The following is a 26,732-nucleotide window of genomic DNA, read 5'->3' as shown; positions in this document are numbered from 1 at the left end:
CCACGCCGCCCAAGCCCTCCTCCTCGCTTCCAGCTCGCCCACGCCAACCACCGCAAACTCGTCGCCTGACTCGACATCCTCCGAACCGAAACCCGACCCGCCCGCCGACGCCCCACCAACCACGACACCCCCAAAAATCCTCACCACGCGCCCCCCAGACGCCACGCCCGCGACTGAACCCCACCCCCACCCCGCACACTCCACCTGAACAGCAAAAACATCCATCGCCCCTCACGACACAGTGAGGGGCGATCCACGTCTTCGGACATCAAAACGGCCGGTCAAACCGCCGTAGTGTCGGTTTGACCGGCCGCATTGGGTCGGATGACCTACGATGCCGCCGGGGCGCCCGCCGGACCCGGGACGCACAACCACGGGCCATCGCCGGCGGGCGCCCTCCGAAGCGGGCAGGAATCTATAAGTGGCTGTTTTCGAAGGCCCTGAAGGTATTTGCCCTGGTCGGGATTCGAACATGGCTGTGCTCAGAGGTCGCTGATGAGCTGGGCCGGAGCAGAACGGACGAGGCTCCCGGCCGACGAAGCGGGGGGTGGTGTCCGCATCGTGATGCCAGACGGCCGCCGTGCTCGCCGCGTCGTAGCATCGCGCGCATGTGGATCATTGAACTGCGTTTCAGCTCCGTCGACCCGGTCCTGCACGCTGCCCGGTTGGAGGCCCGCCAGGCGCATCGGGACTCACTTGCCGCCCTGGCCGCGGACGGCCGACTCTTGGCGGCCGGTCCCCTGGCCGACGGGTCCGGTGCGGTGCTGGTCTTCGACGTGTCCGACCGGACTGCGGTCGATGCGCTGGTGCAGGCCGATCCGTACTTCGGCCTGCCTGCCGTCGAGGTCGTCTCGGTGCGGGAGTGGTCGCCGGTGGTGGAACGGGCTGACGGACGGTCCGGGGCGGTGGGAGAGTGGGTCCGGTCGTGATTCGGTGGCTCCGGGCCGCGCTGCCGATGGGCAGCTTGAGAACGATCAGTGGCCGATCGGGGGCCGGGGCTCGGACTGGCCGGCCCGGCGCGACTGCCGCTGGGTGATGCGCCTGGTCACGAGGGTGATCGCCGCCCAGGTGATCAGCGACTCCGAGTGCTGGATGAGGCGTTCGTAGTCCCGGGCGTGACGGCGGGCGTTCATGATCAAGGCGATCGACCTCTCCACCACCCAGCGCCGCTTGATCACCACGAAGCCCTTCGCGCCCTTCGGCCGGCCGACGGTACTGAGCGTCAGGTTCAGGTACTTCTTCGCCCAGCCGCTGAGTTTGGGGCCCGCGTAGCCGGAGTCGGCCCAGACGATCGTGATCTCCGGTTGCATCAGGCGGAGCCGGAACAGGACCTCCTTCGCGGCCTCGCGGTCGGTCATGTCGGCCGGGGTGACCATGACGAACAGCGGCAGGCCATGGGTGTCGACCACCAGGTGTCGCTTGCGGCCGTTGATCTTCTTCGCTCCGTCGTAGCCGCGCGAGTCCTTGCCGACGGTGTCGGCGGCCTTCACCGACTGCGAGTCGATGACGGTGGCGACCGCCCCCGGCGCCCGGCCCGTCCGCCGGCGGACCCGCTCGCGGAGCTGGTCGCGGATCCGGCCGACCACCCCGGCCGCCGCCCAGCGGGCCTCGTGATCCGGAATTTCCGTACCAGGGCGGCCGGGGTTCTTGAGGACGATCCTCTCCCGGTCCAGATGGATGATCTGGGCCAGGTTCTCGTTCACCGGGCCCGCGAGAAGCTCGTCGATCAGGGTGTCGACGTCCTCGAGGGAGTCGAGATGGTCGGGGGTCTCGATCCGGTCCCGCCTGTATCGGACTTCAGCACGTAGCGACATTCCGTCACTCTAGGACCGGCCATCAAGGTGCGAGGTCACCGTGGCCGGACCTCACCAGGGCGCGGGGCCGCCGTGGTGGTGCCGGGCAACAGCCTCCAGCAGCGCCTGCCGCGCGCCCCACAGCCGGCCCTGCTCGGCGGCCCGGGCGTCGGCCGCCCACACCGGCAGCGGCCGCCCGAGCGCCGGCCTGCTTCCAGCGCCCCTTCCAACGCGGCGTCGGCCTGCTTCCAGTCCTCCAGCTGCCGCACCAGGCTCCGCACGAAGACGTCGACGGCCCCGGCCCGGGGCCCGCCCGTCCTGCCAGGCCTCCTGGGCCACCTCGCCCAGAGCGTCCTCGTCCAGGTCCTCGAACGCCGCCTCCCACCGCGCGGCCACCAGCCGCTGATGGCCGGCCAGCACGCTCTGCAGCCCGTCGTCGACCGACTCCTGCGACCAGGGAAGCGGGGACCGCGGCGCCCGGCCCACCACGGCGAAGGCCCGGCCGCCGACGTCCGGCCCCAACCCGGTGCCGCCGCGCCGCGGGCGGGGAGAGGAAGTGCTGCTCACCCCCGCTCCAACGCCGCCACCACCCGATTCGTCACCCCGGCCGCCTGAACCGGCGCTCAGAGCCCGCGATCAAGCGGCCGCCACCGGCAGTCCCGGCTTCTCAGCTCGGGTCCCTGCGCATACACCAGGTGCGGGGACCACCGTCGGAGGACGGGACGTCGGCCGTGACCCGGAAGCCGAGCCGCTCGTAGAACCGCACGTTGGCCTCGCTGGAAGTCTCCAGGAACGCGGGACACCCGGCGCGTTCGGCCTCCTCGATACCGGGAAGCAGCACCGCACGGCCCAGGCCGCGCCCCTGTACCTCCGGAGCAACGCCGACCGTGCTGAGGAACCACACCGGCTCCTGCGGCCGGTACGGCTCCACATCCTGTTCAGCGGTATCGAAGGCGCTCTGCCGGTCGCCGATGAGTTCGCCGAGCAGCGGGCCGATCTCGGCGAAGGCGGGCGAGGGGTCCTGATCAGGAACGGTCCAGGCGGCCACGGCCAGGCCGTCCTCGGCGACCCACACGCGGCCGTAAGGCACAGCGATGCGGGTGAGGCAGAGCTCCTGAAAGCGCCGGACCCGTGCTTCGTGGTCGTCGGCGGCGATCACATGCCGGGTGAAGGGATAGTCGGCGAAGGCCCGGCCGAGAGTGTCGACCGCGACGGGGACATCGGCGTCCGTTATGGGACGCACGGCGAGGGCGTTTTGAGCCAGTTCGTCATTCACCGTACCGATCCTGTCACCGGGGCAACCCCCCTGACAAGGCATTTCCTCCCCCGGGGAGACCCACCGCGCCCTTGAACGAGACCGCACCAACCCGCTCTCTGGAAGCCGCCGTCACCCCGCCACCGCCTGGTTGGCGCCGACAGCCCATCCGGCTGCGCCCCGCCGGCGCCGACGCTCACCGGTCCGGCCAGCTGAGCGAAGAGGCGTGCTCGTGGTCCGCGTCGGGCAGCGTGCCGACCAGGGCCTGAGCCGCCGCCACGGCGCGCGTGCGGGCCCGGCGAGGCGAAAGAGTGGGTCGTAGATCCCCGGGGCAGCACCCGGGGCCGTCCCCGGGTGCTGCCCCGGGGGAAGCGTTCACCGGGCTTTCGACATTTCCCCAGCTCAGCCCCAAGATTTCGAGCGTCCGAGCTTGCCGACAAACCCTCTCGCTTCCCTTCTTTGAGCTGTTGGTGGTTGGTGGTTGGTGGTTGGTGGTGCAGTTGGGTAGGGCGGGCTCGGGTTCACCGCCGGGTCCAGTGCTGCCCTACCCGCTCCAGGGCCGCTGTGGCCCTCCCCCTTCCCGGTCGGGGCGGCCGGGCGCCTCCCGGTGGTCGGCGCGCAGCGGGAGCCGGCGACGAGCGGCGGGCGCGTGGGTGGGGCGGCCCGGTGTCGGTGGTGTGCGGTACAGCAGAGAAGATCACCACCACGAACGACCGACAGCGCGGGGGCAGGGCATGGACCACGACCAGGACCACGGCCAGAGCGAGCGGCACGACGGCGAACAGCCGGCCCGGCCCACCCGGGTGCACTTCCGCCGCTCCGCCCGCAACCCCAACAGCAGCCCGGCCGCGCTGCGCGCCGACGTCCTCGCGGTGCTGGGCGGGCTCAAGGTCGTCACCTACAAGCAGCTCCACGCCCTCATCGCCGACGACGAGTACCGCGACCACCACCGCACCGAGCACGTGGCCGAAGCCGTCCGCGACCTCATCAAGCACAAGCTCGTCGAAGAGCGCGGCCGCACCAGTAGCATCGGCACCCCCGGCGCCAGGCCGCAGCCCGGCACCCGCTCCGCCCTCGGCGGCAGGAGCGGCGGCCCCGGAGAGAAGATCTTCGGCCTCACCCCGGCAGGCCTCCTCGCCGCCGCCGAGGCCCTCGGCGACGACCGCGAGATGGGCGGCCACGCCCGCGGAGCCGGAGAAACCGGCGCACCCCACGCCATGATCGTCAACGAGATCATCATCAACGCCGTCACCCACACCACCACCCACGGCGCCCCACCCCGCACCGACGACCGCCAAGCCCCACCCCGCCGCGCCCTGCCCGAAGGCCCGCTGCCCGGCGGCCTGGACGCCTGGGCCACCGAAGCCGCCCACACCCTGGCCGGCTACCTCCACCCCGTCGTCCACCACCAACGCCAGACCTGATGTGATGTCCGGATCCGGTGCCGGCGGTGGGCTACGGCTCCGTGTCAGTGGTTGTGAAGGGGAAAATCGCAGGTGAGTACGGCGTTGCCCAGGCCGGAGCGCTGACGCTGTCCCGTGTATCTGCTGGCGCGTAGCCGTATCGGCCGGTGTCCTTCTGCCCGTACCTCACACTGCCGGCTCTCACACGGCGGCGGCGTCCACGATCCCCGCCAGCTCGTCGGCGGATTCAGGGGTGAGGCGGTAGAAGCCCTGGAGGCTGATCGAGCGTTCGAGGAGCCCGTCGACCACGTACTTCAGCTGGCGGGTGCGGCCTTGGCGGTTGCGCCAGGAGAGTTCGGCGAGGACGCCGCCGGGGACAGGCAGATCGAAGCGCACGGGCGTGGCCTCGACATGGACCACCTGGGCGCCGCAGCCGTCGGCGCCGAGCATCGACCAGTCTCCGTGCCCGGGAAACGCGGGCTCGCCCCGGCCCGCAGGAGCGGAACCGCAGCACGTGCCCCGCGCCCGGTCGATGATCCGCATCCGACTCACCACATGGACGACGCGCTGACTGACGTGCACCGCATACACCTCATCGCCCGCCTGGGCGCCGGACCAGGCGGGAAGGGAGGTGTGGACGCCGCTGAAGGCGACCGGCGGCCGCTGACCAGTGCGGCCGGCTCGACGCAGGGCGCGGCATACGTCGTGGGTCCACAGGACGGTGAAGGCATCGGGCACCCTGTGATCGTAGGAGCGAGCACCGACACCCCGTCGGCCGCCCGCAGCCGCCTCCAGCACACCGACGAGCCGACGGCCGCCCGCGGCCGTGTGGCCGCCCAGGTACCGCACCGCACGGCTGGGCGTCACGGCCGGTACGGCATGGCCGAGGGGGCGGCTTCGTCGGCGCCGGGCGGCAGCGTCGGCAGTGGCCAGGAGGGGTCCGGCTCCCAGCGGTACCTTGATGGCCGTCCCGGAGCGGGCGGGCGATTCCTTGACGGCCGCCCCGGCCGCCGCGCCGATACCTTGGTGGTTCGGCAAGGCGCGGCGGTAATGCCGCAGGTCAAAGCATTGGTGGGGCCGGGCGCGGATACCTTGATGCCCGCCCCCGGACGGGGCATCAAGGTACGGGCGCCGGTCAGGTCTGCAACTGCGTCCACCCGCACGGCCGAGCCGTCCCGGCCGGACCGGACCGCGTACCGACGTGGCGCCGCCAGCCCGAACGGCTCGGCCATCGTCCTGCGGGCCGATGTGTTCGGTGTCCTCAAGGTCGCCACCGCCGACCAGCTCCAGCGTCTGCTGCGCCCGGGGGCGGTGTCGAACAAGGTGGTTCGGCAGGCGCTTGGCGATCTCGCGCTGCACGGCCTGGTCGCCTCCGATGGCAAATACCAGGGACTGGCAGAAGACGTGGCGGCTGGAGGGCGCGGCCGGGTTGGAGGAGGCCGGGCAGGTGCTCGGCCTGCCCCGCTCCGACCTGGGCGGAACGGCCCGGGGCGCGGGCCGCTCCGGCGCGCAGCACGTGATGGCGGTCAACGAGACCGTGTTGGCCTTCGTCTCCGGTGGCACGGCGCCGGGCGGGGTCGGCACCGTCGCCGACTGGGCGACCGAGACCGGGTTCCTGCTGCCGACTGGTAGGCCGCAGCACCGCGCGCGGACAGGGTGTGGCGGGCGCCGGAGATCGGGGTGCCGGTGCTGATGGTGGAGGTCGACCGCTCCACCATGTCGCCGGAGCGGGTGGCCGCGAAGTTCACCGTCTACCGCGAGCTGTTCCGCACCAAGGTGAAGAGCACCGACCCGACGCTGGCCGACCAGGAGCCGGCCGATCGGATGGTGCACTGGTGGCGCCGTACCTGGCTCGGTCACACCCGGCCCGGGTATCCGCCGGTCGCCCTGGTGGTCACCGGCGCCGGGCCGGTCGCGCTGGCCAACCGCCAGGAGGCGGTCGCGGACCTGTCGGTGGAGGTCTGGGGCGGCCAGTGGCCCTCGATCGTCGGGTCGGACGCCGCCGCCCACTGGCACCTCGCCGGCTACGACCCACCACCCACCGCCTGCGCGTCACCGCCGACTCCCCGGCCTGGGCCGCCCAACACCGCTACCAGACCCGCCGCATCCTTACCGCCCTTCACCAGTTGCGGCCCGGCACCGTCGCGGCCATCGACGTCCGCGTCGGCCCAGCCCCCAAACCGCAGCACGACCACGACGTCGACGAGCAGCCCGCGCCCCGGCCCCGTACCGACCGCGTCGGCCCCGTAACCCGACCGCCGGCCACACCGCCTACCAGGAACTACGCTGCCAGATGCGCGAGCAGGCCCTCGCCCGCCAAGCCGCGCTCGACGAAGCCGCCGCCCAGCGCGAGGCCATCCTGACCCGCCACTACAACCGGCTGCGGGAACCCGAACACCACCGCCGAACCGCGCTCGAAGACACCCCGGCCGCCGACACCGACGACCACGACCGCCAGCAACGCGAACGCCACCGCGCCGCCCTCGCCGTCGCCCGCAGCCACGCCCCCCGCTACGCACCACCCGCCAGACGCAGTCGGTCCCGGCCCACGGTGCCGCGTAGCCCGGCTGACCCCCGCGCCTGCGGGGAGGACGCCTCGTCCGTCGGGGAAAGGGGTGGCGGGTTCTCAGTGGCGACGAGGTACGGACCTGCTCGGACGGCGGGCGCGGCCGCCGGCGAGCTGGTGCCGCTCGCCGGCGGCCGGCCCGCCCGCCCGTGGCCGGGAGAGCCGGGGGAGTTCACCAGGTTGGTGTCCGACTGGCTCCGCACTGGCGAGGAGGACCCGGTCGCAGATGACGCGCGTCCGGACGGCGCTCGGCTGACTCCTGCCTGCGCGGGGAAGACTCGGCGAGCAGGGCGGTCGGCGGCGAGTGCAACGACTGCCCCCCGCAGGTGCGGGGGCGCCGGGAAGGATAGCCGGGATTATCCTTCCCTCTCCTGGGGCCTCGTCGGGGTCAGCTGATCAGCTTGTGCAGCCCCGTCACGCTCGGGCCGAACGCCACCAGGCCGGCCACCGCCGCAGCGGCACTGTGACCGCCGCCGAGGAAGGTCAGCCCGCCGACGACCAGGCCGATGACGGCCGCGGTGAGGAGGACGACGACGGTGCGGACCGTCAGGAACGGGGTGGGGCCGGACTGGTTCGAGGGGTTCGGGGTGGGCGTGTTCACGTTCTCCTCCATCGGGTGCCGGGGTCTGCGGAGCGGTTCCCGGATCGGGTCGGTGCGGCGGAGTGCCGACGGACAGGAACAGCGTGCGGGCGTTCTCGGTAGTCCCTAAGCGGTGGGGTTGTTTGCCCAGGTAAGGTCCGGACAACGGTGGGGTTGTCCCGGGACGTCCAGGACACGACCGGTGTCAGGGGCGGGAGTTCACATGGGCAGGCCGTGGGGGCCGATCCGGGCACGGACGCCGGAGGCCGAGGCGCTGGCGCTCTTCTTACGGGCGCGGATCGACGAGAGCCCGCTGACGATGACGTCCGTCGCGGAGCGGGTGCCTTACTCGAAGACGAGGGTCGGGGAGTACCTGTCCGGCGATCCGGCACCCGCGGAGCGCTTCGTGCTCCTGCTGGTGAAGGTGACCGCCCCCGATCCGCCGCGGTGTGCGCGGCTGCAGGCCGAGGGCCGCCGCCTGCTGACGGAGGCCAGGAACCCGAAGGACCGGCACGCGGACCAGGACGGCACCGCGGCCCTGGCCGGTCAACTCGAACAGGTACGCGCGCAGCAGGTGGAGACGTATGAACGCCTGACGCGGGCCCTGGAGCGACAGGCCGAACTGCAGGAGACGGCGAAGCACTCGACGCAACTGGTCATGGTGCTGCTGTCCGTGATCAACACCCTGGTCGGCCGGGTGCAGGGCCTGTCCTCCGAACGCGATGGGCTCCTCGGTCGGGCCGGTGACCGCCGGGAACTCGAGGACACCCAGCAGCGGCTCACACGCGCATTGGACCAGGAGCGTCGCGCGAAGGAGGAACTGGGCCGCGCGCGGGACAAGCAGCGGCAGGCCGAGGACCTCGCGGCCCGGGTGCAGCAGCAGGTCGACGAGCTGACCGACGCACTCAAGCGGCTCCGCGCCCGAGATCACAGCACTGACCCATCGGCGGCCGCGGACGGCAGCACGCACACGACGGCGGGCAGCACCGGCGCAGGGGCGGACCCGGTCGCCGACGACATCGACCAGGCCCTCGCCCGGGCAGCGTCCGTCAACGACACCGACGAGCAGACCCTTCAGCGCATCACCGACGAACTACAGGCCGTATACCCCAACCAGGCCGTGCCCGACAGTCCGGCCGCGGCCCCGGACCACACGGAGGTTGTCCCGGATAGTCCGGACAACCCCCTCGGCCGGGAAAGACTCGACCGCCGGGACCCAAGCGTCTTCGGCCCCGTCGGGCGCCGACTCCCCGGGCACCCTGGCCGCCCGCCACGGCCATGCCGTCAATCTCGGGGCGGCGGGGGAGCGGGCCGAGGCGGCCCGCCTTCTTGACGCCGTGGTCCGGGACAGCGTCGGTGTGCTCGGCGCCGACCACCCCGACACCCTGACTGCTCGCTTCAATCTCGCTGTCAATCTCGGGGCGGCGGGGGAGCGGGCCGAGGCGGCCCGCCTTCTTGATGCCGTGGTCCAGGACAGCGTCCGTGTGCTCGGCGCCGACCACCCCGACACCCTCACCAGTCGCCGAGCGCAACAGTTCTTCGAGGGAAAGTGATTGATCATTATCCTTCCCTCTTCTGGGGCCGGTCCGGGGGCTCAGCCGATCAACTCGTGCAGTCCGCGCACGCTCGTCCCAGCAGCGGTCAGTCCCGCGAGCACCGCGGCGGCGGCCGGGGTGCCGCCGAGGAAGGTCAGCCCGCCGCCGACCAGACCGATGACGGCTGCCGCGAGGAGGACGACGGCAGTGCGCAGGGTCAGGAACGGCGACGAGTCGGGCCTGTTCGGCCCGGCGGCCGGGGAGGCCCCGGCGGCGGGGCCGGTACTGAACGCCGTCGGCCGCCGCGCCGAGGCCCAACGGCGCGCCGCAATGACCGCGTGCTCGCCTCGCTGGCTCCAGCGGTAAGGACGCCACCAACTCCGATCGCTGACCGTCCAGGCCTCCTACGGGCCGACCCTGCCCAGCGGCGTGCCGCGGTCGACGCCCATCTGCACCGGCACGCGATGCTGCGCGCCGAGCAGCAGGTGATCGACCGCGAGCGGGCCGAGCAGCGCCGTGCCGAGGCCGAGGTGCGCCGGGCCGAGCGGAAGGCGCGGGCCGAGGCCGCCGAAGCGGCCCGGCGCGTGGCACCGTGCGAGGACTGCGGCGCCGAGCACACGGGCGGGCTGTGCGGATCGTGCTGGGCCGTGCGCTCCATCCGCACCGTGGTGGGCGAGTGCGTGGACCTGGCCCTCGCCGGGGCCGCCGATCTCGCCGACCACCGTGACGTCAACGCCGTCGCCCGCCGCACCGAGGCCGAGCTCCGTGCGGCGATGGCCGCTGCCCGCCCCGCCGCAGCCAGCCGCGAGGACGTCCTCGGGTCGGACCTTGAGACCGTCCGGGACGCCCTCGACACCTACCGCGCCGACGCCCTCACGAGGCTGGCCCGCTCGCCGCTGGCCGATGCCGAGGCGGTGAACGCCCGATGACCCCGACCCCGACCACCGGTGCCTATCTCGCCCGCACCGCGCTGCGCGCCGCCCGCCAGGCCGCCCGCACCAACGGCACCACCCTCACCCCCGTACCGCCCGCGCGGCCCCGCCGGCTACCGCCGCACGCCGAGGCCCGCGCGAACCCGAGCCGATCGCTGACGTGTTCCTCGCCCTGGTCGCCGCCCACGGCTGGACCCTGGGCACCGCCGGCGCAGGCCTGCGCGACCACTGGCCTTCGATCGTCGGCCCCGACGCCGCCGCCCACTGGCACCTCGCCGGCTACGACCCCACCACCCGCCGCCTGCGCGTCACCGCCGACTCGATGGCGGCTGACCCCCGTGGGCGCGGGGAGGACACAGGCACGCCCGGTTCTGAGGGGGCCGGGCCACGGCAACGTGGCCCGGCTACCCGACCACGCCGGAGCCGTCGTCAACCGACACGACGAACGCGGATACGCCTGGTTCGGCACCGTCACCGCAGCAGCCCTCGTCACCTGGCTCCGCACATGTTCGCCCGGACGGAACCCGGCTGCTCACCCGGCCGCGAGGGGCCGGACCGCGGGAGCGGGCAGAGGCGCCTCCGCATCGGGTGCGGGTACCTCGGCGGGGGCCGCGGGGCGTGGGGTGGTGGGGAGGACGGTGGGCTTGGAGGTAGTGGGGGTGCCGGGCCTGGTGATGGTGGGACTGGGAGCCTTGGTGGTGGGATTGGGAGCCTTGGTGGTGGCACCGGACCCCGCGTGCGCCTCGGGCTGGACGGGGCCCATGTCGACAGCGGGCGCCGGGATCGCGGCCACGGCAACGGTCGGCGAGCCGCCGGCCACGCCGACGGCGACGCCGGTGAGGACGCACGCCAATACCGCAGCGGCGCTCGCCGCAGAGGCCATCCGGCCCCGGACGGTCGTGGTCGACGGACGGTCCAACGAGCGGTGATACGTTCGATTCACTTCACACCGGTCCAATCGGGCAGGTCCACGGGGCGCCGCACGACGGCCGTCCGACGTCTGGTCCCGTGAGGCTGGACCGACCTTAACCAGGCCTGGAGACAAAGGAGTTGAAGCATCGCGACCGTTCCGCGATTTGGTGGGGATCCCCTGGAAAACAAACGATTTGTCTGCCCCGGCGGCCGCGAGGCGGTCGCCCCCCTGGGCCGCCGGTTCGGGCAGGAATGCGGAGTGAGCGGTCCGTTCCGACCGTCGCCTCCCCCCGCCCGTGCCGCTGCGGGCCCGGACGGCGGCCACCGTGAACAAGCGCGGATCCGGCCCGGCAGGCGGCCGGGGAACAGCAGGCCCTCGCCCCCCGACGAGCGGGACGGCCCGGCAGGACCGGGGCACGGCAGGAGCGGGCCCCATCCGGGCGGACGTCCCGGTCGGTCGGCCGCTCACCCGGCCCGTCGTGGTTCCGGCGGACCGGGCCCACTCCTCGTGGACCATCCGCGAGCACCTGCGCAGGCGCGGGATCCGGGCGGTGATCCCGCAGCCTCGGACCAGATCGTCAGCCACAAGCGCAAGGGCCGCCGCGGCGGCCGCCCGCCCGCCCGTCTTCGACCGTGAAGCCTGCAAGAGGCGCAACACCATCGAACGCCGCATCAACCGCGCGAACAACGGGCGAGGCCCGGCCACCCGCTACGAGAAGACCGCCACCGTCTTCCAGGCAGGACCCCACATCGCGGGCATGTTCACCTGGTCCGCCCGCCCATCCGAAAGAATGGGGCCTAACTAGTGCGGCTGACCCCCGCCTGCGCGGGGGGACCGCAGTGTGTCCCCCACCCATCCGTGGAAGGGACTTCGACGCCGTGACCGTCGGCCTGGCCCTGCCCTACTCCAGTGGCATGGTCGAGGGCCACGTAAACCGGGTCAAATTCCTCAAACGCCAAGGCTATGGGCGCGCCAGCTTCGATCTCCTCCGGCGCCGAATTCTCCTCACACCCTGAGCCCGGCTCGCCGACTGCGGTGCGAAAGACTGGCGGTATGCCTGCCACCGCCCCTCTCGCGTCCTCGGAAGAGATCCACGCCCACCTCGTCACCCAGCTCAACGACGCCCTCCGCCGACCGGGGATGTGGGGAGGCGAGCTCGCCATCCGGCTGATGCTGGACCACCTCTTGTTCGTTGAGCGCCGGCCGGGAGCATGGGACGACGAGAAGCGCGCCCTGGAGCGGCGCAAGGCATGGTCCCCGACTGGCGTGACAGGGGCGTTCGAGGATTTCCTGGCGACTGATCACGGCACAAGCGCGGCCTCCGTCTACGCGGAGTTCGCGCACCGGCAGGGATGGCTCAGGTTGGACCGGGCGCTGAGCGCAGTCGAGTACGCCACAATGCTTGCTGCGATCGACTCGTGGGCCAGTCAGGACCATGTATGGGCCGACGTGACCTCGGCCTTCGGCACGCCGTCGGTGCTCTTCGGCAGCACCAACCCCTACTACGGGAAGACGCTCGGCTACGTGACCACAGACCCCTCCGCACCCATGCTGTTCTTTCACCTTTGGAACGGCACCGACCCGGATACCGAGTGCTCTTGGCCACCCAGCAGCGAGCGGCCACTGCTCTTGGCAGTCCGCCGGGGTGACGCTCCGTTCGCCGCCAGCTTCACCTTCACCCCAGAAGGACGACGCCGTCGACCAGCACGGGAAGCGTAGCCTCCGAGTCCTCCCTGCTCACGGGCCGTTTACGCTTGGTCATCCCGAAATGTTGCTCAGAGCCGCTTCGGCTGACCCCCGCCTGCGCGGGGAATACGCGCACACCGCCCCGCCCGCCCGCTGCCTACGCGGCTGACCCCCGCGCTCGTGGGGAGAACAACACGGAGACGACCTCGCCTTTACGACGTAAAGACCGGATCACCCACTGCGGGCGCGGGGAGGACAAGATCCGGCTCACCGAGGCCGACACCCTGGCCGGCTGACCCCCGCGTCTGCGGGGAGAACGGAATTCGGGTAGTTGTTCCTCACGGCGTTGAAGTCCTCCCTGCGCAGGCGGGGGTCAGCCGGAAGGCGCCGGCGTGGCACTGGTCGACCGGCTGCAGCATCGGCTGCGAGCCCAAGGCGGGCGGCGTGCTGGTGGCCGATCCCCGCCTGAACACCCGAACCGCCCGCGTGGACTGCGAGCAGCAGCTCGCCGACCGCCGCTCCACCCACCAGGCCCTGGTCCGCGCCGCCATCTCCCAGGGCCCCACCGACCAGCGCCGTGCCATGGTCGACGCCCACCTGCACCGGCACGCGATGCTGCGCGGCGCCGTGCGAGGACTGCGGCGTGAACCTGAGACCCTGCGTCGGCACTACCGCCTGCGGGAACCCGAGGACGCCTATCACCCGCCCACCGACGACGAGTCGGCCCGGCCCGATGCCGTCCGTGCCTCAACGGCGGGGCACGAGTGAGATGATCTCTTCCGTGTCGTCCGTGTGCTCCGACCACTGACAATGCCCACAGCGGCCCAGTAACGCCCATCTGAACCTGTCCGGACGGGTGGCGACCAGCAGGGCCTGGTGGTGCTGAGATTCCCGGAAGGAAGCGGCTGGCCCCGGGCAGGCGGCGAAGGCCCGGCCGACGCCGGGGTAGCGAAAAGGTTGGTACGCGGGGCCGGCGGAACCAGGTAACGTCATTGTCATGTTCGTCCAGACGCCGATCTACGAGTGAGAGCGTGACGGGCCCCGCTGACATCCCTCGACGTCGCCGCCCATCCTCCACCGATGAATCCGTAGATCACTTCACATCATTAACCGGAGACCCGTGACCGTGAGCAAGAACATCAACAACCCCGTGGGCATGGGCGGCGGCCAGCGCAAGAAGCTGTCCCGCGCCGAACGACAGAACAACGGTCCGCACCGCAACCTCGACCGCCAGGGCGCAGCCGACCAGAAGGCGGAGCTGGTACGCAAGATGCGCGAGAAGGCAGGCACAGCTGAAAGCGCCGGGCAAGCGGGCGACGACACCGCACAGAGCTGACGCACCGCCGCCGCAGGGAGGCACGGGGCAGGGCTCGGACCGCGAGGCGCGGCCGAGCCCTGCTGCCATACTTGGGCTCTGCTGCCGTACCGGGCACGGCCGGTCCCGCTCAGCTCCCGGCCACCAACCCGGTCACCACCGCCATCGCCCGCCAGAAACTGACTATCCCCAGCCGCCGCGAACCCGAGAACCAGCTCGCCCAGGCCCTCGCCGAACGCCGTTCCCACCACGACAAAGCCATCCGCGCCGGTGTCATCCCGCTGCGCCCTGCTCGCCTGCAGACGGCTGGCGATCATCGGCTTACCCCCGCGCTTGCGGGGAGGACCCACCATGCTGTCACTTCGAGAGGTCTGCGAACGCGGCTGACCCCCGCCTGCGCGGGGAGGACGTCACTTGTGTGCTGGGAGGACTGGTGCCGGGTCCCTTGCGGCTCACCTGGTATCTGGCAGGAGTGACGGCTCGCCGCGGCCGTTCCACCGGTTCAGTGCCCAGGCGTCGCCGGGAGGACCTCGGCGTGAGGTGCGGCCCACAGCGGGATCACCTGGAGGGCGGGGGACCTGCGGGGAGCACCCCTGGAGAGGGGCCCGGAGGCGGTGGTGGTCCGCTGGCTGATCCGGGCGCGGGGGGTCGTGGCGTTCACGGAGGTCATGGTCGGTAACCTACTGGCCGGGTCCGACAGGCTGCTCCGTTCTGCCGGAGCACGGCCTCGGCCTGGTGGCTGCCCCGGCCTCGTGGGCAGAGCAAATGATGTCGCCGGGCCGTGGCGTCGACACTACGGTGGCGGCATGCCGATCAGCGTGAACGTCCGGACCTACATCGGAGAGATCCTGGCCGTCTGCACCCATCCGGCCCTCGGGGACCTGTGCCGACAGGCCGAGACCTTCGCCATGCCGCTCCTCGGCTACGTGGACCCCTACGACGACACCTGGTTCAACAGGTCACAGATGCGGCTCCTGGCCCCTGAGCTGAGGGTGCTGATCGACAGTGCCCCAGCCCCTGAAGCCGAGGCAGCAGCAGAAGTGCTCGCCCTTGCCGATCAACTCGAACGCAAGCCACACCGCTACCTCGTCTTCGTCGGCGACTGAAGAACGCTCCTGAAACACGGCCCCGACCTGAGCGCAGACCGACCCCGTGCGGGCGGGGGTCAGCCGGAAGGCGTCGACGTGGCACTGGTCGATCGGCTGCAGCATCGGTTGCAAGCCCAGGGCGGGCGGCGCGCTGGTGGCCGATCCCCGCCTGGACACCCGAACCGCCCGCGTGGACTGCGAGCAGCAGCTCGCCGACCGCCGCTCCACCCACCGAGCCCTGGTCCGCGCCGCCATCTCCCAGCTCCCCACCGACCAGCGCCGTGCCGTGGTCGACGCCCACCTTCACCGGCACGCGATGCTGTGCGGCGCCGTGCGAGGACTGCGGCGTGAAGTGGGATGGCGGGCTGTGCGGGTCGTGCTGGGCCGCGCGCTCAATCCGCACCGTGATGGGCGAGTGCGTGGACCTGGCCCTCGCCGGATCCGCCGACCTCGCCGGCCGCCAGGACGTCAACGCCGTCGCCCGCCGCGCCGAGGTCGAGCTGCGCGCGGCTATGGCCGTCGCCCGCCCCGCTGGCGTCGGCCGCGAGGACGTCCTCGGATCCGACCTGCAGACCGCACTGCCTCCACGGCGGCGGACCGGGCGACGAGGAGGACGCGATCTGGGCGTGACCAGGCGAGAGGACCCTGGCTCCGACCAACCGCGCCCGCCACGCGATCGGGGACGCCTTGGTCGCCGACACCGACGAGCACGTCCTCCGGCGGCACGCGTGCCCTCGTACCGTTCTCACGGTCGCCCGCGCGCCCGGGCCGGGCGACGGCGCCAGCCCCGGCACCGAACCCGGCGGCATGCGAGGCGGCCTCCGTGACACGCGGCCAAGTCGCTCAGCGGGTCCCGCCGTCGCTCTGATGGTCGATGCCGAGCAGGGCCACGTGCTCCTCGTAGGAGGTCTTGGCCTGCGGGACATCGGCCAGCTGCTTCCCCGCCCGCGGAGCCCGCACGAGCGGTTCGGGCGCACGGTGCTACCCGATGTCGCGCTTGGGAGTGGGGAGTGCAGCGGGCGGACGATAGGTCAGGGGAGGTCTTCATGGGACCGCCCCTCGATCGTGTGCAGCCGGCGTTGATAGTGGCAGTGGCGGGCGACGGCCTGGCGTTGTCGGCGCCAGGTGGACCATTTCAGGGCGTGATCACGAAGCGGCCACCGCGGCGCACCCGGGCCGCGGGGACCGCCGCCTGCCAGGAGTCGCCGGATCTCTGCCACGGTGAGATCAACCAGGGTGCGGGAACCGTTTCTGCAGCCACCTTTGATGCCGCGGTCGCCGCCATGGCGGGCAGGAAGGCGTGGGCGAGCATGGCCAGGGTGATGTGCCGCATCCAGCCGGTGTAGCGGCGGACCTCGTACTGGTCCAGGCCGCACTCGTCCTTCGCGGCCTGGAAGCACTCCTCGATCGCCCAGCGCGTCCCGGCGATCCGAACCAACTGCTCGACAGAAGTGCCGAGTTGTGAGCAGGCGAGGTAGTCGGCGATCTCGTCGGGCCTGTGCAGGCTGCGGCGGGCCACCGCCCACCGCTGGCGCACAGGGGCTTCGTCCTGGTAGTCGAACTCCGCCACGGCGGGCAGCCGGATGGTCGCCCAGTCGTAGACGCGCGGGACCTTGGCGCCGCCCCACGCGAGATCCGTTCCCAGGCCTGGTCCGGGGCCTGGGCAAACAGCCATTCGATGCGTGGACAACCCACGCTGAACTGGGACTTGGGCACCGCCAGGACGTAGCCGACGCCGGACTGCTCCAGCAGTCGGCGAAAGCGCCCTTCCTGCCCGTAGGCCGAGTCCGCGGTGACCCAGGCGATGGGCAGGTCGGAGGCGAGTGCGCGCAGGACCAGGGCCCTGGCGAGGCTTCCCTTGGTGCGGAAGTCCCGCTCGTCGGGGATCTTCGGCGCGGCAACGGTCCCGGTCCTCGGTCCAGGATTTGGGAAGGCAGAGCTCGCGGTCCACCAGGGCCCGGCCGCGGATGGAGGCGTAGGCGGCGACGACGCCGATCTGGCAGTTCTCGGTACGGCCGGCGGTGCCGGAGTACTGGCGTTGCACGCCTGCGGAGGTGATGCCTTTCTTGACGAAGCCGGTGTCGTCGATGATCAGGACCCCGTCGTCCTCGCCGAGGTGTTCGGCGACGTAGTGCTGGAGTTCGTCGCGGATCTCGTCCGCGTCCCAACGGGCACCGGCGAGCAGGTGCTGGAGGCCGTCGGGGGTGGAGTGGCCGGCGAATTCGGCCAGCGGCCAGCCGTTCTTGCGGCCAACTGGGCCGAGCAGGCCGCGGACGTGGTCGCGCATCCGAGGCGCGGCTCCACACGGCCGAGGTGGGCGCCGACACGGAGGAGAAGCTGTTCGAGTTCACGGTCCCAAGGCGCGGGTTCTGAAGCGTTGATCACGGCGGGAGGCTGCCCCGTCACTGCCACTTTCAACGACGGCTGCACACGATCGAGGGGCGGTCCCATGAAGACCGTCCCTGACCTATCGTCCGCCCGCTGCACTCCCCACTCCCAAGCCGTTGACCAGCGGGAATGGAGAAGTCCTGCTGGAGTACCAATCCCAGGACTCTTTGGTCCGCCATTTCAGTAGCCGTTCATGACGCCAGCGTGTCTCAGGGGCCCCGTCTGTACCAGAGCTCGGACGCTCGCGGGCTCAAGAAGGGGGCAGTCCTGGAACGGGCTCGCGCCACGACAACGGAAACATGATCGCCGGTGGGTTTCGCGGCGGCCCGAGGACGCCGGAGACTACTCGCCCGGGCGGACCGTCGGCTTCCTGGTGGGCGTCGACGAGGAGTTTGCGGTCAGGTTGGTGAGTTCCGCGGTGCGGTCTTTGCGGTCGACGACCGTGCTCACAAGGGCATATCGCTGTTTTGGTTGTTTTCGTCTCATTTCAGCTGAGTATTTATACGGATAGGAATCGGCTGGTCACCGCAATAGGCTTTCCGCTGACCGAGGAACTGTCGGGAGGGGAACGCAGTGGGGCATCTCAAGGTCAATCCAGGGGAGATCCACATGTCCGCGGGGGTGGCGCGGGCGATCGGTGAGGATCTTCGGAAGCCCTGTCAGGCGGCTGTTACGGCCAGTCAGACGGCCGCCGGTCAGCTGGCGGGCTGGTCGGTGGCGGCACGGCTTGGCCGGGTGGCGGGAGAGTGGGCGCCCGTGCTGACGGGTGTCAGTGACCGCCTCAAGCAGACGGCCGACAACCTCACCGCCACGGCGCAGGCCTACACGAACAACGAGAACGCCGTCGCCAATGTCTGGACGACGCAGGGGATCGGCGAGGCATGGGAGAGGCCGGGCCAGTGAGCGGCAACCTGTTCGAGCTGCTGATGCGATTCGACCCGACCGGCTTGCATGACGCCGCCAGGATGTGGCGCGATCTGTCCAACGGGGCGCAGTCCGCCGAAAACAGGCACCGTAGCCAGGTGAACGGTCCGCTGAGGCAGGCGAAGTGGGAGGGGACGGACGCGCAGAAGGCGTTCTACACCCTGGGCCGGACCGAGCAGATCCTGGAGATCCTGCGGGTCGAGTCCGCCGCTGTGGTGCTCACTCTGGACACGGTCGCTGAGCGGATGTACCAGGCGCAGACCAATCTGAAGAACGCTGTGCACCGCGCCGAGGAACAGGGTCTGGCCGTCGGTGCAGACGGGACGGTGGACCTGCCGCCGCTGGGTGAGGGCGAGCGGAACGACCCGGATGCCGCATCCAGCCCTGAGCGCAAGGCGCTGACCACGCTGCGGGGGGACGTGCAGGAGCGGATCAACAAGGCGCTGGCCGACGCGCAGCAGGCGAGCGACCAGGGCGATCGCGCCCTCGGCCGGCTCGATGCCAGCATCCTGACCCGCCCGCGGGTGTTCGGCTCCGCCGCCGAGACCGCCGCCGATGTGAGGGATGTGGCGAAGGACCTCGGCCTGGCCGACCCGTACGTCCCGGACAACAAGGACCCGAAGTCGTCCGCGGACTGGTGGAAGTCCCTGACCCCCGAGCAGCAGAGCACCTACGTCGCGCTGTACCCGGAGCGGATCGGACAGCTGGACGGCCTGCCCGCCGCGGTACGGGACGAGGCCAACCGGCTCGTCCTCGACCAGCAGCTGGACGGGCTGAAGGCCGGCAGCCCGCGCGGGAGCGACATGACGGCCGGGGAGTACAACGCTCGCGAGCAGACGCTGATGAAGCTCAAGGAACAGCTCGACCAGCACGACACCGCGGTCGAGGACAAACGGCTGTTCCTGCTCGGTCTCGATGCCAAGGCCTACGGTGGCGACGGCAAGGTGATCGTCGCCATGGGCAATCCGGACACCGCCGACCACACGGCCGTCCTGGTGCCGGGTACGGGAACGACGATCGACAGCACACGGGGCCAGCTCACGCGCGCCAGTGACCTGCAGGAGGCCGCGAAGCAGGCGTCGAAGGGGACGAACCAGAAGGTGTCGGTGATCTCCTGGCTCGGCTATGACGCCCCCGAGGTCCCGGTCCAGCAAGCACCGAACCTCTCCGTGGGCTGGGATTCCCGGGCCAAGGACGGGGCCGAGGCCCTGCGCCAGTTCACCCAAGGCACCCGGGTCGCCCAGGGCGACCACCCCGGTCACCTCTCGGTGTTCGGCCACAGCTACGGCACGACGCTCGTCGGTGCGGCCGCCGCGGGTGGGGAAGGACTGGGCGCTGACGAGATCGTCGCGGTTGCGAGTCCTGGAATGACTGTCGAGCGCGCCGACCAGCTCCACATCGACCCGAACCACTTCTGGACCGGCCGAGCGGCGGACGACAATATCGACAAGGTCGCAGGACTCACCCTCGGCGACGACCCGATAGCCGACGAGTTCGGCGGGCAGAGATTCGAGGTCGACACCTCCGGGCACAGCGGCTACTGGGACGACGGCAGCAAGAGCCTCGACAACCAGGGCCGCATCATCGTCGGGAAGCCGCCGACAACGCTTCCCAGGCTAACCGTCAGCCCCCGTCCCCTGTGATCACCGTGCCGGGCCGGCCACGTGCCGGCTGCCCGGTCCTCACCCCTGTTCCAGCCGCAAGGAATTCCATCGTGCCGTTCCCCCTGCCACGACCCGCTGCCCGCACCGTCGGAGTGCGGCGCCTCGGTGTCACCGCGCTGGCGCTCTGCCTGCCCCTGATCCTCGGAGGATGCATGTCCACGCCCGGCCCCAACGAGCCGCTGCCCGTCAAGGCCCGCCAGGACGCCCAGGACTGGGCCCAGCACATGACCGAGTACATGGCCCAGAGCGCCGGCGTCACCCTCGACGCCGGCAGCGCCGAGCCGTTCTTCAACGACTGCGTCGGGAAGAACGACGAGGTCGCCCAAGACGGCCGGTACAAGATGTCGTACGCGGTCTACAGCTCCGCCCCGGTCGAGCAGCACCCCGAGGCCGTCCGCAAGGTCCGCACGATGCTTGAGCAGCAGGGCTTCAAGATCGGCGGCTACCGTGAGACCACGAACGGCAAGGTCGACACGGTCCTCGACGCCTCTCAGACGGAGAGCCGGTACCTGGTCACCGTCGAGACCACGACCGGAGGGCTGCTGCTCTTCAGGGTCAGCACCCCCTGCCTGATGCCTCCCACAACACCGGGGACGCCCGGCTGACCCGGGGATCCGCTCTGCGCGTCCATCCGGGACATTGGCGGAACGGTGTGGGACGACCCTTGAAGTCGTCCCACACCGTTTCTCATGGCGGGAGCTACCGGCCCGGGGCGGCGCCGTCGATGGCGGCGACCAGGAGGGCGTGGACGGCGGCGGCCTCCCGGGTCGCCAGGTCCTCGCTCTTCAGGTGTGGGGCGATCAGCTCGGCGGCCGCGGCGAGGACCATGGAAAACGAACCGGTGCGAAATAGCGGCCTGGCGGTGACGTTCGGCGCGGGCTGGGAGCTGGCGACCTGGACCACGCCCGGGGTGCAGCTGCTGCACGACGGCATGCCGAAGGGCTGGACCTGCCGCCTGCCGGACGGCCCGTGGGGCCTGGGCGGCTGGATCGCCGTCCAGCACCAGGGCGACGGCCGCCCTGGCCGTATCGTTGCCGACCGCTTCAGCCGCCCCCCGACCTACCGCAGCGCCGACCTCGCCCTCGACGTCACCGCGCTGCGGCCTCGGTCACCGCGCCCTCCGCTCCCGTTCCGGCACCGGCCGCGCCCGACGGGGTGCCGGTGCCGGACCTGGCGCTCGCATCCGCCGCCGGCTCGACGCCGCCGACCCTGCGCGGCCTGGGCGGCCCGCACCGTGACTACGTGCTCGGCGCAGGCCTGGTCCGCCTGACCTGGCCCGGCCGCTTCGACGCCCAGGCTCTCGAACACTGCGGGCACCTGGCGGGGTGGACCGAGGTCTACGACGACGCGGGCAGCTGGATCGCGCTGGTTGCCGGCCGCCCGGTCGCCGACGCCGCCGACAACGTCCCCCTGCTCTCCGCCAACCCCACCGACGCCCTCACCCTGCTGCGCCTGGCGCTCGATCAGGGCCTCGCCGCCGGTCGGGCCCGGCGGCTCCCACACGCCCACGGGTGATCCCGGCCACGGATGTATCGGGAGGGCAAGGGGTCTGACCGGGGCGGATCGGGCGGTACATCACGCGGGCCAAGCCGCGGCCGTGAGTCCGTGGTTCTTCCGGCCGCCGGTGGGTCAGGGCCCGGCTGCGCTGCCCCTCGGACCCGAAACGGACCCGATCTCTGGCCCCGCCCCTGACCGCCACCTGGCTACCGGGGCGGTGCGTGCCACCGGCCATGAGCGGGCGGCCGTCCAGCCCTGTGGGGGCCGTGGTCGGCACTGGGATCATGAACGCATGTCCAAGGAACCGAACCTGCTGTCAGGCCTGTGGCCGTCCGCGCCGTCTGATACGACCGACTGGTTGCTGGAGCTGTGCGGCGATGGCGTGGCGGGGTTCATGCCTCCCGCGTTGCCCGACGCCGTCTGGGTGCTCAACGCCATGTACGAACACGAGCAGGGGTCGGCCGAGGTGTCGTACCACGAGTACCGACAGGCGGCCCTGGCGGACGGTAGCGTCCAGCCCGCCACCCTGGCGGGCATCGACCTCGAGGTGGGCGTCGCCACCGGGGGCGGGCTGGGCCGTGCCGAGCACCCCGGCCCCGGCTGGCGCCGGCTGCGCTGGACGGAACTCGCCCATCGCACCGGCGATCCCGTCGTACCCGACGGCCGGCGGCCCTCCTACCACTGCCTTCCTTCGGCCACGAAGGAGGGGAGCTGGCCGCTCGGTGTCGTCCCGCCCACCGAGGGGAGCCTGGACCGTGAGACCTGGGACCGGCTGGTCGCCGTCCTCACCGAGCACAGCCCCGCAGGCGCGGACACTCCCTGCCTGGCCTACTACAACCCGCTGATGCTCACGGACATCGACTTCAACAACCTTCATGTGCAGGCCGGCCGCCTCGGCGACGCCGCGATCCTCTACGACAATCCCGTGGCAGACTTCAGCCCGTCCAACCTCTGGGCACAGGACCGCTCGTGGGTCCTGTGCACCGACTACGACCTGTGGGGCACCAAGGTCGCCGGGCCGCCTACCCTCGTCGAAGCGCTGCTGAACGACCCCGAGATCGAGGCAGTACGACTCCCCCGGGAGCCCTGATGACGCGCCGCACCCCGTCCACGCGCGAGCAGGCCACAGTCGAGCCGCGGCTGCCGAGGAGAAGCGCTCCCGGTGGCGGCGCTCCTGACCCGCTGCTCCCCGTCGCAGGGGTGCTGACCTGCGGCGGGGAGTTCGGGCATCCCCGCTGACCTACGGCGGCGAGTTTCGCAGTCCGGCCGGTGAGTTTCGGGAATCTGCACAGGTCAGAGGCCGGTGAGAACGGGACCGGGCTCGTTTCTCACCGGATCGGGTCCTGGTCCGTTCGGGGGGCCGCCAGGTTGGACGGCCGGGCCGGGTGGGCAGAGCCTTCGGCATGACGACACCCCCGACCAGGCGCCGCCGCCGTCCTTACCGCAGCACTGTTCGCCCAGGTCGACGCCGCTGGCATCGCCCTCCAGCGCCTGCGCTCCGCCCTCGCCCAGGTCGAAGCCCGGGGCGAGGGCGGCTCAGCCGACCGCGCGCACACCCTCATCAAGGCCGCCGCCGACGACATGCTGTCCGTCGCCCCCACCCACGCTGACGCCGTGGTCGGTGAGCTGGCCGCGCTGCCGGCCACCGTCGCCCTGCCGTCCGGCCCGCACGACACACTCGCTGCCGTCGCCGAGATCCTTGGAGGAGCGCTCAAAGCCCGGCATGAGCCCGGCGAACAGGCCGACGACTCGGATGGCTGCGGATGCAGCGTCGAACTGGTCGAGGACGGCCGGCCGCGCTGGGTGTTCGGCCGGGGGGCCGCAGCGGGGGATTCTCGGCTGCGGTGGTGGGTGCGGTGGGACTAGCGTGGCGGTTTTGCGGAGTGCGGGAGGGGTGCGGGGTGCTGGTCATGCCGGGGCGGCGGACGTCGACGATGGAGCTGCTGGCCGTAGAAGCGGCGGTTCGAGGAATGCCGGTCCGGGCGGCGGAAGAGCCCGGCCTGGCAGGCCCTGCGTACTGGTACGGCGGGCCGGTCGCGGGTGCGCGGCTGGCCGGCCGGCTCGGATTCGCGTTGCTGGAGCCGACAGACGGCTGGCTTGCTGAGCTGCCGGAGGAGTTCACCGGCCGCCGGGTCCGAGCGGGGACCGTCGCAGATGCATGGGCGATGGACCGGCCGACGTTCGTCAAACCGCCCCGCGACAAGTCCTTCCCGGCCGATGTCTACACCGACGGCTCCCGGCTGTCCGGCGCCCTGGACCCGGCGACACCGGTGCTGCTGTCCGACGTTGTGACCTTCGCGGCCGAGTACCGGCTGTTCCTACTGGACGGCCGGATCGCCGCGGCGAGTCGGTACGCGGTGTTCGGGCGGCTCGACCCCCGTCCGCTTGGCACGGACCATGAGGACCGGGCCACCGTCACGCAGATCACGGAGTTCGCCGACCGGCTGGTTGCCGCGGCCGGGCACACGCTGCCCAGTGCTGTCGTCGTGGACGTCGGGCAGCTGCTCGACCCGTACCGCCCAGGCCACCGCTGGGCCGTGGTGGAGGCCAACATGGCGTGGTTCTCGCACGCCTACGCGGCAGACCCGGCACGGGTGCTGGACGTGGTCCTGCGGGCGGCGGGGCCACGCGAGCACCTGTGGCCGCGAGACAGGGCGTTCGAGCGGCACTGATCCACACTGCGCGAACCGGCTTCCCGGCGGTCGGCCAACCCGGCCGCACTCCAGGAACTGACGCCTCCAATTCGGTCAAGATCGCCTGGCAGAGGCCAGGGAGTCTGTCCCTTGTCAGATGTTCTTGACTGTTTGCCAAGCGATCTTGACCGGTTGGCTGGTGGGCTGGCCCCTTGGCCGGACTGCTACTGGGCCGGGCCAGCCAGCGTTTCGATAGGCAGAGGTGCGCAGCTCTCCTCTTCCTGAGTGAGGTTCGCCAGTTCCTCCGGGGGTTCGGCTCCGTTTCGGACGGCCAGGACGTACTCCTTTGCCTCCAGCAGGCTTAAGGGGAGCTAACAGAACGGCGTTGTGACCATGACTGTTCGCTCAGCGGCTCGTTGAGTAGGTCGTGGGGAAGAGAGCGCCGTGGTTGGTGTCGGATGACCTGTGGGGCCGGATTGAGCCGCTGCTGCCGGTGCGGCAGCAGCGGCTTCGCAGGATCGGCCGCCCGCCGCTGGACGACCGAGGCTGTTTGCAGGGGATCCTGTTCGTGCTGCACACAGGCATCCAGTGGGAGTGGCTGCCGCAGGAACTCGGCTTCGGCTCGGGCATGACCTGCTGGCGCCGCCTGCGGGACTGGCACCAGGCCGGGGTGTGGGACCGGCTGCACCGGGCACTCCTCACCGAGTTGCACCGCGCCGGCGAGCTGGACTGGTCGCGGGCGGTGATCGACGGCTCGCACCGCCAGGCCCGTCGCGGCGACCCAAAACGGGACCGAGTCCGGTCGACCGCGCTCGACCGGGCTCGAAGCACCATGTGATCACCGACGGCCGCGGCACACCGCTGACTATCACCCTGACCGGCGGCAACCGTCACGACGTGACCCAGCTCCTGCCGCTCCTTGACGCGGTCCCCCGAATCCAAGGGACGACCGGCCGGCCGCGCCACCGGCCGAGGCCGCGGCCCAGGCGGTCGTCGGAACGCGGGTGGTGGTCCACCGCCCCGGTCAGGTCCTGGCGCTGGACTCCACGCCGCTGCCGGTCATGCTGCGCGAGACGGTCTTTGGGGAGGCCGTGGGGGCCACGCTGACCCTGGGGCTGGACATGTTCACGCACTCGTTGCCGGCGTTTCGCCTCACGCTGGGGTCGGACACCTCGGTCGACGTCGCGATGCTGCTGCGGGACGTGATGCTGCCCCTGCCGATGTGCGAGGGCTGGGGAGCGGAGATGGAGTGGCCCTACCCCGGCGTCCCGGCCGAGCTGATCGCCGAGTTCGCCGGCCACAAGGTCGCGGCCCTGCCCTTCTTCTCCCCCGAGACCGTGACCACCGATCACGGCAGCCCCTACAAGAACCAGCCCTGGTGGAAGCGGAACGGGAGCTGGGCTGCACCATCCTGCCCGCCCGCACGCTGCGGGCCAGCGACAAGTTCGCCGTCGAGCGTGCCTTCGGCGGCATCAAGACGCTGCTGTTCGAGCACCTGCTGGGGTCCACCGGCACCGACGTCGCCGACCGCGGCGCCGACCCGGAGCGCGACGCGGTGCTGACGCTGGCCCAGATGGAGAACCTGATTGCCAGCTGGATCGTGAAAATCTGGCAGAACCGGATCCTGGGCGAGTACGCGCCCTGCTGGGGACCTGGGGAGGGCCACAGCCCCAACTCCCTGTTCGTGGTAGCGATGCAGCAGGGCGGATGGTCGCTGCAGATCCCCGAGCCGCAGTCCTACTACAAGGTCCTGCGCAAGCACCGCGTCAAGATCCATCCGCGTCGGGGGGTCAAGATCCTAGGGCTCTACTACCGCTCCGAGGTGCTGGACGACCCCCGCTACCTGCTGCCGTCCGAGCGCGGCGGCAAGCACGCCGGCAAGTGGGTGGTCCACAGCGACCGGCGCGACCGGCGCCAGGCTTTCTTCCAGGACCCCGTCGACCACGACACCTGGCACACCCTCCGGTGGACCGGGCTGCCGCCCGAGGGCGAGGTCCCGGCCTTCTCCGACAAGAGCGCGGCGGCACTGCTGGCCGAAGTTCGGGCCCGCAAGCTCGCCCCGCGCTCGGACGAGGAACTCCTGCCGGTGCTGGTCGAACTCCTCGGCGTGACCACACCGGTCGACCAGTGGCCGACCCAGCGGGCCAAACGGGAGCGCAAGCGCGACCGGGCGGCCCGCTCGCGCGAGAGCGAACGCGCCGGCCAGGCCGCGGCCGACCGCGCCAAGGCCACCGAGCCGTCCCCGCCGCCGGGCGGGCCGGCCTCCGAGGTCACCCGGGCCGTCGACTCCTCGCGGCGCCGGCGCCGCGAGGCCGCCGCGAGGCGCGAACCGGTCGCGCCGCCGCTGCTGCACGACTCCCTGCGCCGCCCGGGCCTGTTCCTGCTGCCGCCGGTGACGGACCTGCCGGAGGACCGTCCCTCGAAGGAGAGCATGTGAGCGAGGACCCGCTGGCCGGCGTCCCAACCCGGGCCGAGATCGCAGAGCTGATCCTGCGGCCGCGCCCGCACCGCGACACCTTCGAGGGCTGGCAGCACTACCGGGCCACCCGCGGCCTGCTCG

The 26,732-nt window shown here is 71.5% G+C and carries 28 protein-coding genes and 3 pseudogenes; 20 read left to right on the top strand and 11 right to left on the bottom strand.

All coding sequences use genetic code 11. The features are described from left to right. Nucleotides 1–608 precede the first annotated feature (608 nt). The gene (locus ACFCLZ_RS00340) at nucleotides 609–929 is read left to right on the top strand and encodes a YciI family protein (RefSeq protein ID WP_380286397.1); all 321 of its coding nucleotides are present in this window, start codon (nucleotides 609–611) and stop codon (nucleotides 927–929) included. Here ACFCLZ_RS00340 and ACFCLZ_RS00335 read toward each other — a convergent pair. From ACFCLZ_RS00335 to ACFCLZ_RS00325, 3 genes and pseudogenes are all read right to left on the bottom strand, one after another. Continuing rightward, nucleotides 881–1,607: pseudogene (locus tag ACFCLZ_RS00335) on the bottom strand (IS5 family transposase); the annotation flags it as partial. The gene ACFCLZ_RS00340 and the pseudogene ACFCLZ_RS00335 sit on opposite strands and share 49 nt — an antisense overlap. Nucleotides 1,608–1,865: 258 nt before the next feature. Continuing rightward, nucleotides 1,866–2,360, bottom strand: a complete 495-nt coding sequence (locus ACFCLZ_RS00330) for a hypothetical protein (RefSeq protein WP_380282525.1) — start codon at nucleotides 2,358–2,360, stop codon at nucleotides 1,866–1,868. A gap of 100 nt (nucleotides 2,361–2,460) precedes the next feature. Further along, a complete protein-coding gene (locus tag ACFCLZ_RS00325) occupies nucleotides 2,461–3,069 on the bottom strand; it encodes a GNAT family N-acetyltransferase (RefSeq protein ID WP_380282524.1) in 609 nt (202 codons plus the stop codon). 713 nt (nucleotides 3,070–3,782) lie between these two features. On the opposite strand from ACFCLZ_RS00325, the gene ACFCLZ_RS00320 reads away from it, so the two are divergent. Further along, the gene (locus ACFCLZ_RS00320) at nucleotides 3,783–4,472 is read left to right on the top strand and encodes a hypothetical protein (RefSeq protein WP_380282523.1); all 690 of its coding nucleotides are present in this window, start codon (nucleotides 3,783–3,785) and stop codon (nucleotides 4,470–4,472) included. A gap of 180 nt (nucleotides 4,473–4,652) precedes the next feature. Here ACFCLZ_RS00320 and ACFCLZ_RS00315 read toward each other — a convergent pair whose 3' ends face one another. Further along, complete coding sequence (locus tag ACFCLZ_RS00315; protein ID WP_380282522.1) at nucleotides 4,653–5,810, bottom strand: hypothetical protein; 1,158 nt, start codon at nucleotides 5,808–5,810, stop codon at nucleotides 4,653–4,655. 16 nt (nucleotides 5,811–5,826) lie between these two features. Here ACFCLZ_RS00315 and ACFCLZ_RS00310 point away from each other — a divergent pair, with 16 nt between their 5' ends. After that, nucleotides 5,827–6,144 carry a hypothetical protein gene (locus tag ACFCLZ_RS00310; protein ID WP_380282521.1) on the top strand — a complete coding sequence of 106 codons (318 nt, stop codon included), beginning with the start codon at nucleotides 5,827–5,829 and terminating at the stop codon, nucleotides 6,142–6,144. After that, nucleotides 6,132–6,701, top strand: coding sequence for a hypothetical protein (locus tag ACFCLZ_RS00305; protein ID WP_380282520.1), 570 nt, complete (start codon nucleotides 6,132–6,134; stop codon nucleotides 6,699–6,701). The genes ACFCLZ_RS00310 and ACFCLZ_RS00305 overlap by 13 nt, the downstream gene beginning before the upstream one ends. Before the next feature lie 31 nt (nucleotides 6,702–6,732). On the opposite strand, the gene ACFCLZ_RS00300 is transcribed toward ACFCLZ_RS00305, so the two are convergent. Both ACFCLZ_RS00300 and ACFCLZ_RS00295 read right to left on the bottom strand, forming a co-directional pair. Next, the gene (locus tag ACFCLZ_RS00300; RefSeq protein ID WP_380282519.1) at nucleotides 6,733–6,954 is read right to left on the bottom strand and encodes a hypothetical protein; all 222 of its coding nucleotides are present in this window, start codon (nucleotides 6,952–6,954) and stop codon (nucleotides 6,733–6,735) included. A gap of 451 nt (nucleotides 6,955–7,405) precedes the next feature. After that, nucleotides 7,406–7,618, bottom strand: a complete 213-nt coding sequence (locus ACFCLZ_RS00295; protein WP_380282518.1) for a hypothetical protein — start codon at nucleotides 7,616–7,618, stop codon at nucleotides 7,406–7,408. A 202-nt stretch (nucleotides 7,619–7,820) separates the two neighbouring features. On the opposite strand from ACFCLZ_RS00295, the gene ACFCLZ_RS00290 reads away from it, so the two are divergent. From ACFCLZ_RS00290 to ACFCLZ_RS00280, 3 genes are all read left to right on the top strand, one after another. Continuing rightward, on the top strand, nucleotides 7,821–8,930 hold the full coding sequence (locus ACFCLZ_RS00290) for a hypothetical protein (RefSeq protein ID WP_380286433.1): 1,110 nt from the start codon (nucleotides 7,821–7,823) through the stop codon (nucleotides 8,928–8,930). Continuing rightward, nucleotides 8,857–9,150, top strand: coding sequence for a tetratricopeptide repeat protein (locus tag ACFCLZ_RS00285; protein ID WP_380286396.1), 294 nt, complete (start codon nucleotides 8,857–8,859; stop codon nucleotides 9,148–9,150). Before ACFCLZ_RS00290 ends, ACFCLZ_RS00285 begins: the two co-directional genes overlap by 74 nt. Nucleotides 9,151–9,596: 446 nt before the next feature. Continuing rightward, nucleotides 9,597–10,061 (top strand): hypothetical protein, encoded by a 465-nt coding sequence (locus ACFCLZ_RS00280; protein WP_380282517.1) that lies wholly within the window; start codon nucleotides 9,597–9,599, stop codon nucleotides 10,059–10,061. Between the two features lie 535 nt (nucleotides 10,062–10,596). On the opposite strand, the gene ACFCLZ_RS00275 is transcribed toward ACFCLZ_RS00280, so the two are convergent. Continuing rightward, the gene (locus tag ACFCLZ_RS00275; protein WP_380282516.1) at nucleotides 10,597–10,983 is read right to left on the bottom strand and encodes a hypothetical protein; all 387 of its coding nucleotides are present in this window, start codon (nucleotides 10,981–10,983) and stop codon (nucleotides 10,597–10,599) included. A gap of 1,047 nt (nucleotides 10,984–12,030) precedes the next feature. On the opposite strand from ACFCLZ_RS00275, the gene ACFCLZ_RS00270 reads away from it, so the two are divergent. The 3 genes from ACFCLZ_RS00270 (at nucleotide 12,031) to ACFCLZ_RS00260 (ending at nucleotide 13,999) form a co-directional block, all read left to right on the top strand. Next, nucleotides 12,031–12,696, top strand: coding sequence for a hypothetical protein (locus tag ACFCLZ_RS00270; protein WP_380282515.1), 666 nt, complete (start codon nucleotides 12,031–12,033; stop codon nucleotides 12,694–12,696). Nucleotides 12,697–13,113: 417 nt separating this feature from the next. After that, nucleotides 13,114–13,431: a hypothetical protein gene (locus ACFCLZ_RS00265; protein WP_380282514.1), complete on the top strand. Its 318-nt coding sequence runs from the start codon at nucleotides 13,114–13,116 to the stop codon at nucleotides 13,429–13,431. Nucleotides 13,432–13,783: 352 nt separating this feature from the next. Beyond that, nucleotides 13,784–13,999, top strand: a complete 216-nt coding sequence (locus tag ACFCLZ_RS00260; RefSeq protein WP_380282513.1) for a DUF6243 family protein — start codon at nucleotides 13,784–13,786, stop codon at nucleotides 13,997–13,999. 481 nt (nucleotides 14,000–14,480) lie between these two features. On the opposite strand, the gene ACFCLZ_RS00255 is transcribed toward ACFCLZ_RS00260, so the two are convergent. Continuing rightward, a complete protein-coding gene (locus tag ACFCLZ_RS00255) occupies nucleotides 14,481–14,648 on the bottom strand; it encodes a hypothetical protein (RefSeq protein WP_380282512.1) in 168 nt (55 codons plus the stop codon). A 136-nt stretch (nucleotides 14,649–14,784) separates the two neighbouring features. On the opposite strand from ACFCLZ_RS00255, the gene ACFCLZ_RS00250 reads away from it, so the two are divergent. Beyond that, nucleotides 14,785–15,084, top strand: a complete 300-nt coding sequence (locus ACFCLZ_RS00250; RefSeq protein ID WP_380282511.1) for a hypothetical protein — start codon at nucleotides 14,785–14,787, stop codon at nucleotides 15,082–15,084. A 374-nt stretch (nucleotides 15,085–15,458) separates the two neighbouring features. Here the strand turns inward: ACFCLZ_RS00250 and ACFCLZ_RS00245 are convergent, their stop codons facing one another. Further along, nucleotides 15,459–15,767 carry a hypothetical protein gene (locus ACFCLZ_RS00245; RefSeq protein WP_380282510.1) on the bottom strand — a complete coding sequence of 103 codons (309 nt, stop codon included), beginning with the start codon at nucleotides 15,765–15,767 and terminating at the stop codon, nucleotides 15,459–15,461. Between the two features lie 526 nt (nucleotides 15,768–16,293). Then, a pseudogene (locus ACFCLZ_RS00240) lies at nucleotides 16,294–17,353 on the bottom strand (IS701 family transposase). Between the two features lie 674 nt (nucleotides 17,354–18,027). On the opposite strand from ACFCLZ_RS00240, the gene ACFCLZ_RS00235 reads away from it, so the two are divergent. From ACFCLZ_RS00235 to ACFCLZ_RS00225, 3 genes are all read left to right on the top strand, one after another. Further along, nucleotides 18,028–18,357, top strand: a complete 330-nt coding sequence (locus tag ACFCLZ_RS00235; protein ID WP_380282509.1) for a hypothetical protein — start codon at nucleotides 18,028–18,030, stop codon at nucleotides 18,355–18,357. Then, nucleotides 18,354–20,021 (top strand): alpha/beta hydrolase, encoded by a 1,668-nt coding sequence (locus ACFCLZ_RS00230; protein ID WP_380282508.1) that lies wholly within the window; start codon nucleotides 18,354–18,356, stop codon nucleotides 20,019–20,021. The genes ACFCLZ_RS00235 and ACFCLZ_RS00230 overlap by 4 nt, the downstream gene beginning before the upstream one ends. A 71-nt stretch (nucleotides 20,022–20,092) precedes the next feature. Further along, nucleotides 20,093–20,647 (top strand): hypothetical protein, encoded by a 555-nt coding sequence (locus tag ACFCLZ_RS00225; RefSeq protein ID WP_380282507.1) that lies wholly within the window; start codon nucleotides 20,093–20,095, stop codon nucleotides 20,645–20,647. Between the two features lie 94 nt (nucleotides 20,648–20,741). On the opposite strand, the gene ACFCLZ_RS00220 is transcribed toward ACFCLZ_RS00225, so the two are convergent. After that, nucleotides 20,742–20,975, bottom strand: a complete 234-nt coding sequence (locus ACFCLZ_RS00220; protein ID WP_380282506.1) for a hypothetical protein — start codon at nucleotides 20,973–20,975, stop codon at nucleotides 20,742–20,744. Between the two features lie 228 nt (nucleotides 20,976–21,203). Between ACFCLZ_RS00220 and ACFCLZ_RS00215 the strand changes: the two genes are divergently transcribed. The 6 genes and pseudogenes from ACFCLZ_RS00215 to ACFCLZ_RS00190 all read left to right on the top strand — a co-directional run bounded on the left by ACFCLZ_RS00215 (nucleotide 21,204) and on the right by ACFCLZ_RS00190 (nucleotide 26,609). Next, a complete protein-coding gene (locus ACFCLZ_RS00215; protein ID WP_380282505.1) occupies nucleotides 21,204–21,557 on the top strand; it encodes a hypothetical protein in 354 nt (117 codons plus the stop codon). Nucleotides 21,558–21,831: 274 nt separating this feature from the next. Next, complete coding sequence (locus ACFCLZ_RS00210) at nucleotides 21,832–22,629, top strand: hypothetical protein (RefSeq protein WP_380282504.1); 798 nt, start codon at nucleotides 21,832–21,834, stop codon at nucleotides 22,627–22,629. 491 nt (nucleotides 22,630–23,120) lie between these two features. Beyond that, nucleotides 23,121–23,405, top strand: a complete 285-nt coding sequence (locus ACFCLZ_RS00205; protein ID WP_380282503.1) for a hypothetical protein — start codon at nucleotides 23,121–23,123, stop codon at nucleotides 23,403–23,405. A 68-nt stretch (nucleotides 23,406–23,473) separates the two neighbouring features. Then, entirely contained in the window at nucleotides 23,474–24,211 is a 738-nt protein-coding gene (locus tag ACFCLZ_RS00200) for an ATP-grasp domain-containing protein (protein WP_380282502.1), read from the top strand. Nucleotides 24,212–24,599: 388 nt separating this feature from the next. After that, nucleotides 24,600–25,147 (top strand): annotated as a pseudogene (locus ACFCLZ_RS00195) (IS5 family transposase); the annotation flags it as partial. Nucleotides 25,148–25,550: 403 nt separating this feature from the next. Next, nucleotides 25,551–26,609 (top strand): hypothetical protein, encoded by a 1,059-nt coding sequence (locus ACFCLZ_RS00190; protein ID WP_380282501.1) that lies wholly within the window; start codon nucleotides 25,551–25,553, stop codon nucleotides 26,607–26,609. Nucleotides 26,610–26,732: the final 123 nt, after the last annotated feature.

It is taken from the genome of Kitasatospora purpeofusca (genome assembly GCF_042691725.1).
Taxonomy (GTDB): Bacteria; Actinomycetota; Actinomycetes; order Streptomycetales; family Streptomycetaceae; genus Kitasatospora; species Kitasatospora purpeofusca_B.
Note: the sequence above shows the minus strand (reverse complement) of the source record. Positions and strands in the feature narration are given on the sequence as shown.

Bases quoted from the DNA above. Each gene is read 5' to 3' on its own strand.
- ACFCLZ_RS00340 (WP_380286397.1), top strand. From the start codon at position 609: ATGTGGATCATTGAACTGCGTTTCAGCTCCGTCGACCCGGTCCTGCAC.
- ACFCLZ_RS00320 (WP_380282523.1), top strand. From the start codon at position 3,783: ATGGACCACGACCAGGACCACGGCCAGAGCGAGCGGCACGACGGCGAA.
- ACFCLZ_RS00310 (WP_380282521.1), top strand. From the start codon at position 5,827: ATGGCAAATACCAGGGACTGGCAGAAGACGTGGCGGCTGGAGGGCGCG.
- ACFCLZ_RS00290 (WP_380286433.1), top strand. From the start codon at position 7,821: ATGGGCAGGCCGTGGGGGCCGATCCGGGCACGGACGCCGGAGGCCGAG.
- ACFCLZ_RS00280 (WP_380282517.1), top strand. From the start codon at position 9,597: ATGCTGCGCGCCGAGCAGCAGGTGATCGACCGCGAGCGGGCCGAGCAG.
- ACFCLZ_RS00270 (WP_380282515.1), top strand. From the start codon at position 12,031: ATGCCTGCCACCGCCCCTCTCGCGTCCTCGGAAGAGATCCACGCCCAC.
- ACFCLZ_RS00255 (WP_380282512.1), bottom strand. From the start codon at position 14,648: ATGACCTCCGTGAACGCCACGACCCCCCGCGCCCGGATCAGCCAGCGG.
- ACFCLZ_RS00250 (WP_380282511.1), top strand. From the start codon at position 14,785: ATGCCGATCAGCGTGAACGTCCGGACCTACATCGGAGAGATCCTGGCC.
- ACFCLZ_RS00220 (WP_380282506.1), bottom strand. From the start codon at position 20,975: ATGCCGTCGTGCAGCAGCTGCACCCCGGGCGTGGTCCAGGTCGCCAGC.
- ACFCLZ_RS00210 (WP_380282504.1), top strand. From the start codon at position 21,832: ATGTCCAAGGAACCGAACCTGCTGTCAGGCCTGTGGCCGTCCGCGCCG.
- ACFCLZ_RS00205 (WP_380282503.1), top strand. From the start codon at position 23,121: ATGCTGTCCGTCGCCCCCACCCACGCTGACGCCGTGGTCGGTGAGCTG.
- ACFCLZ_RS00200 (WP_380282502.1), top strand. From the start codon at position 23,474: ATGGAGCTGCTGGCCGTAGAAGCGGCGGTTCGAGGAATGCCGGTCCGG.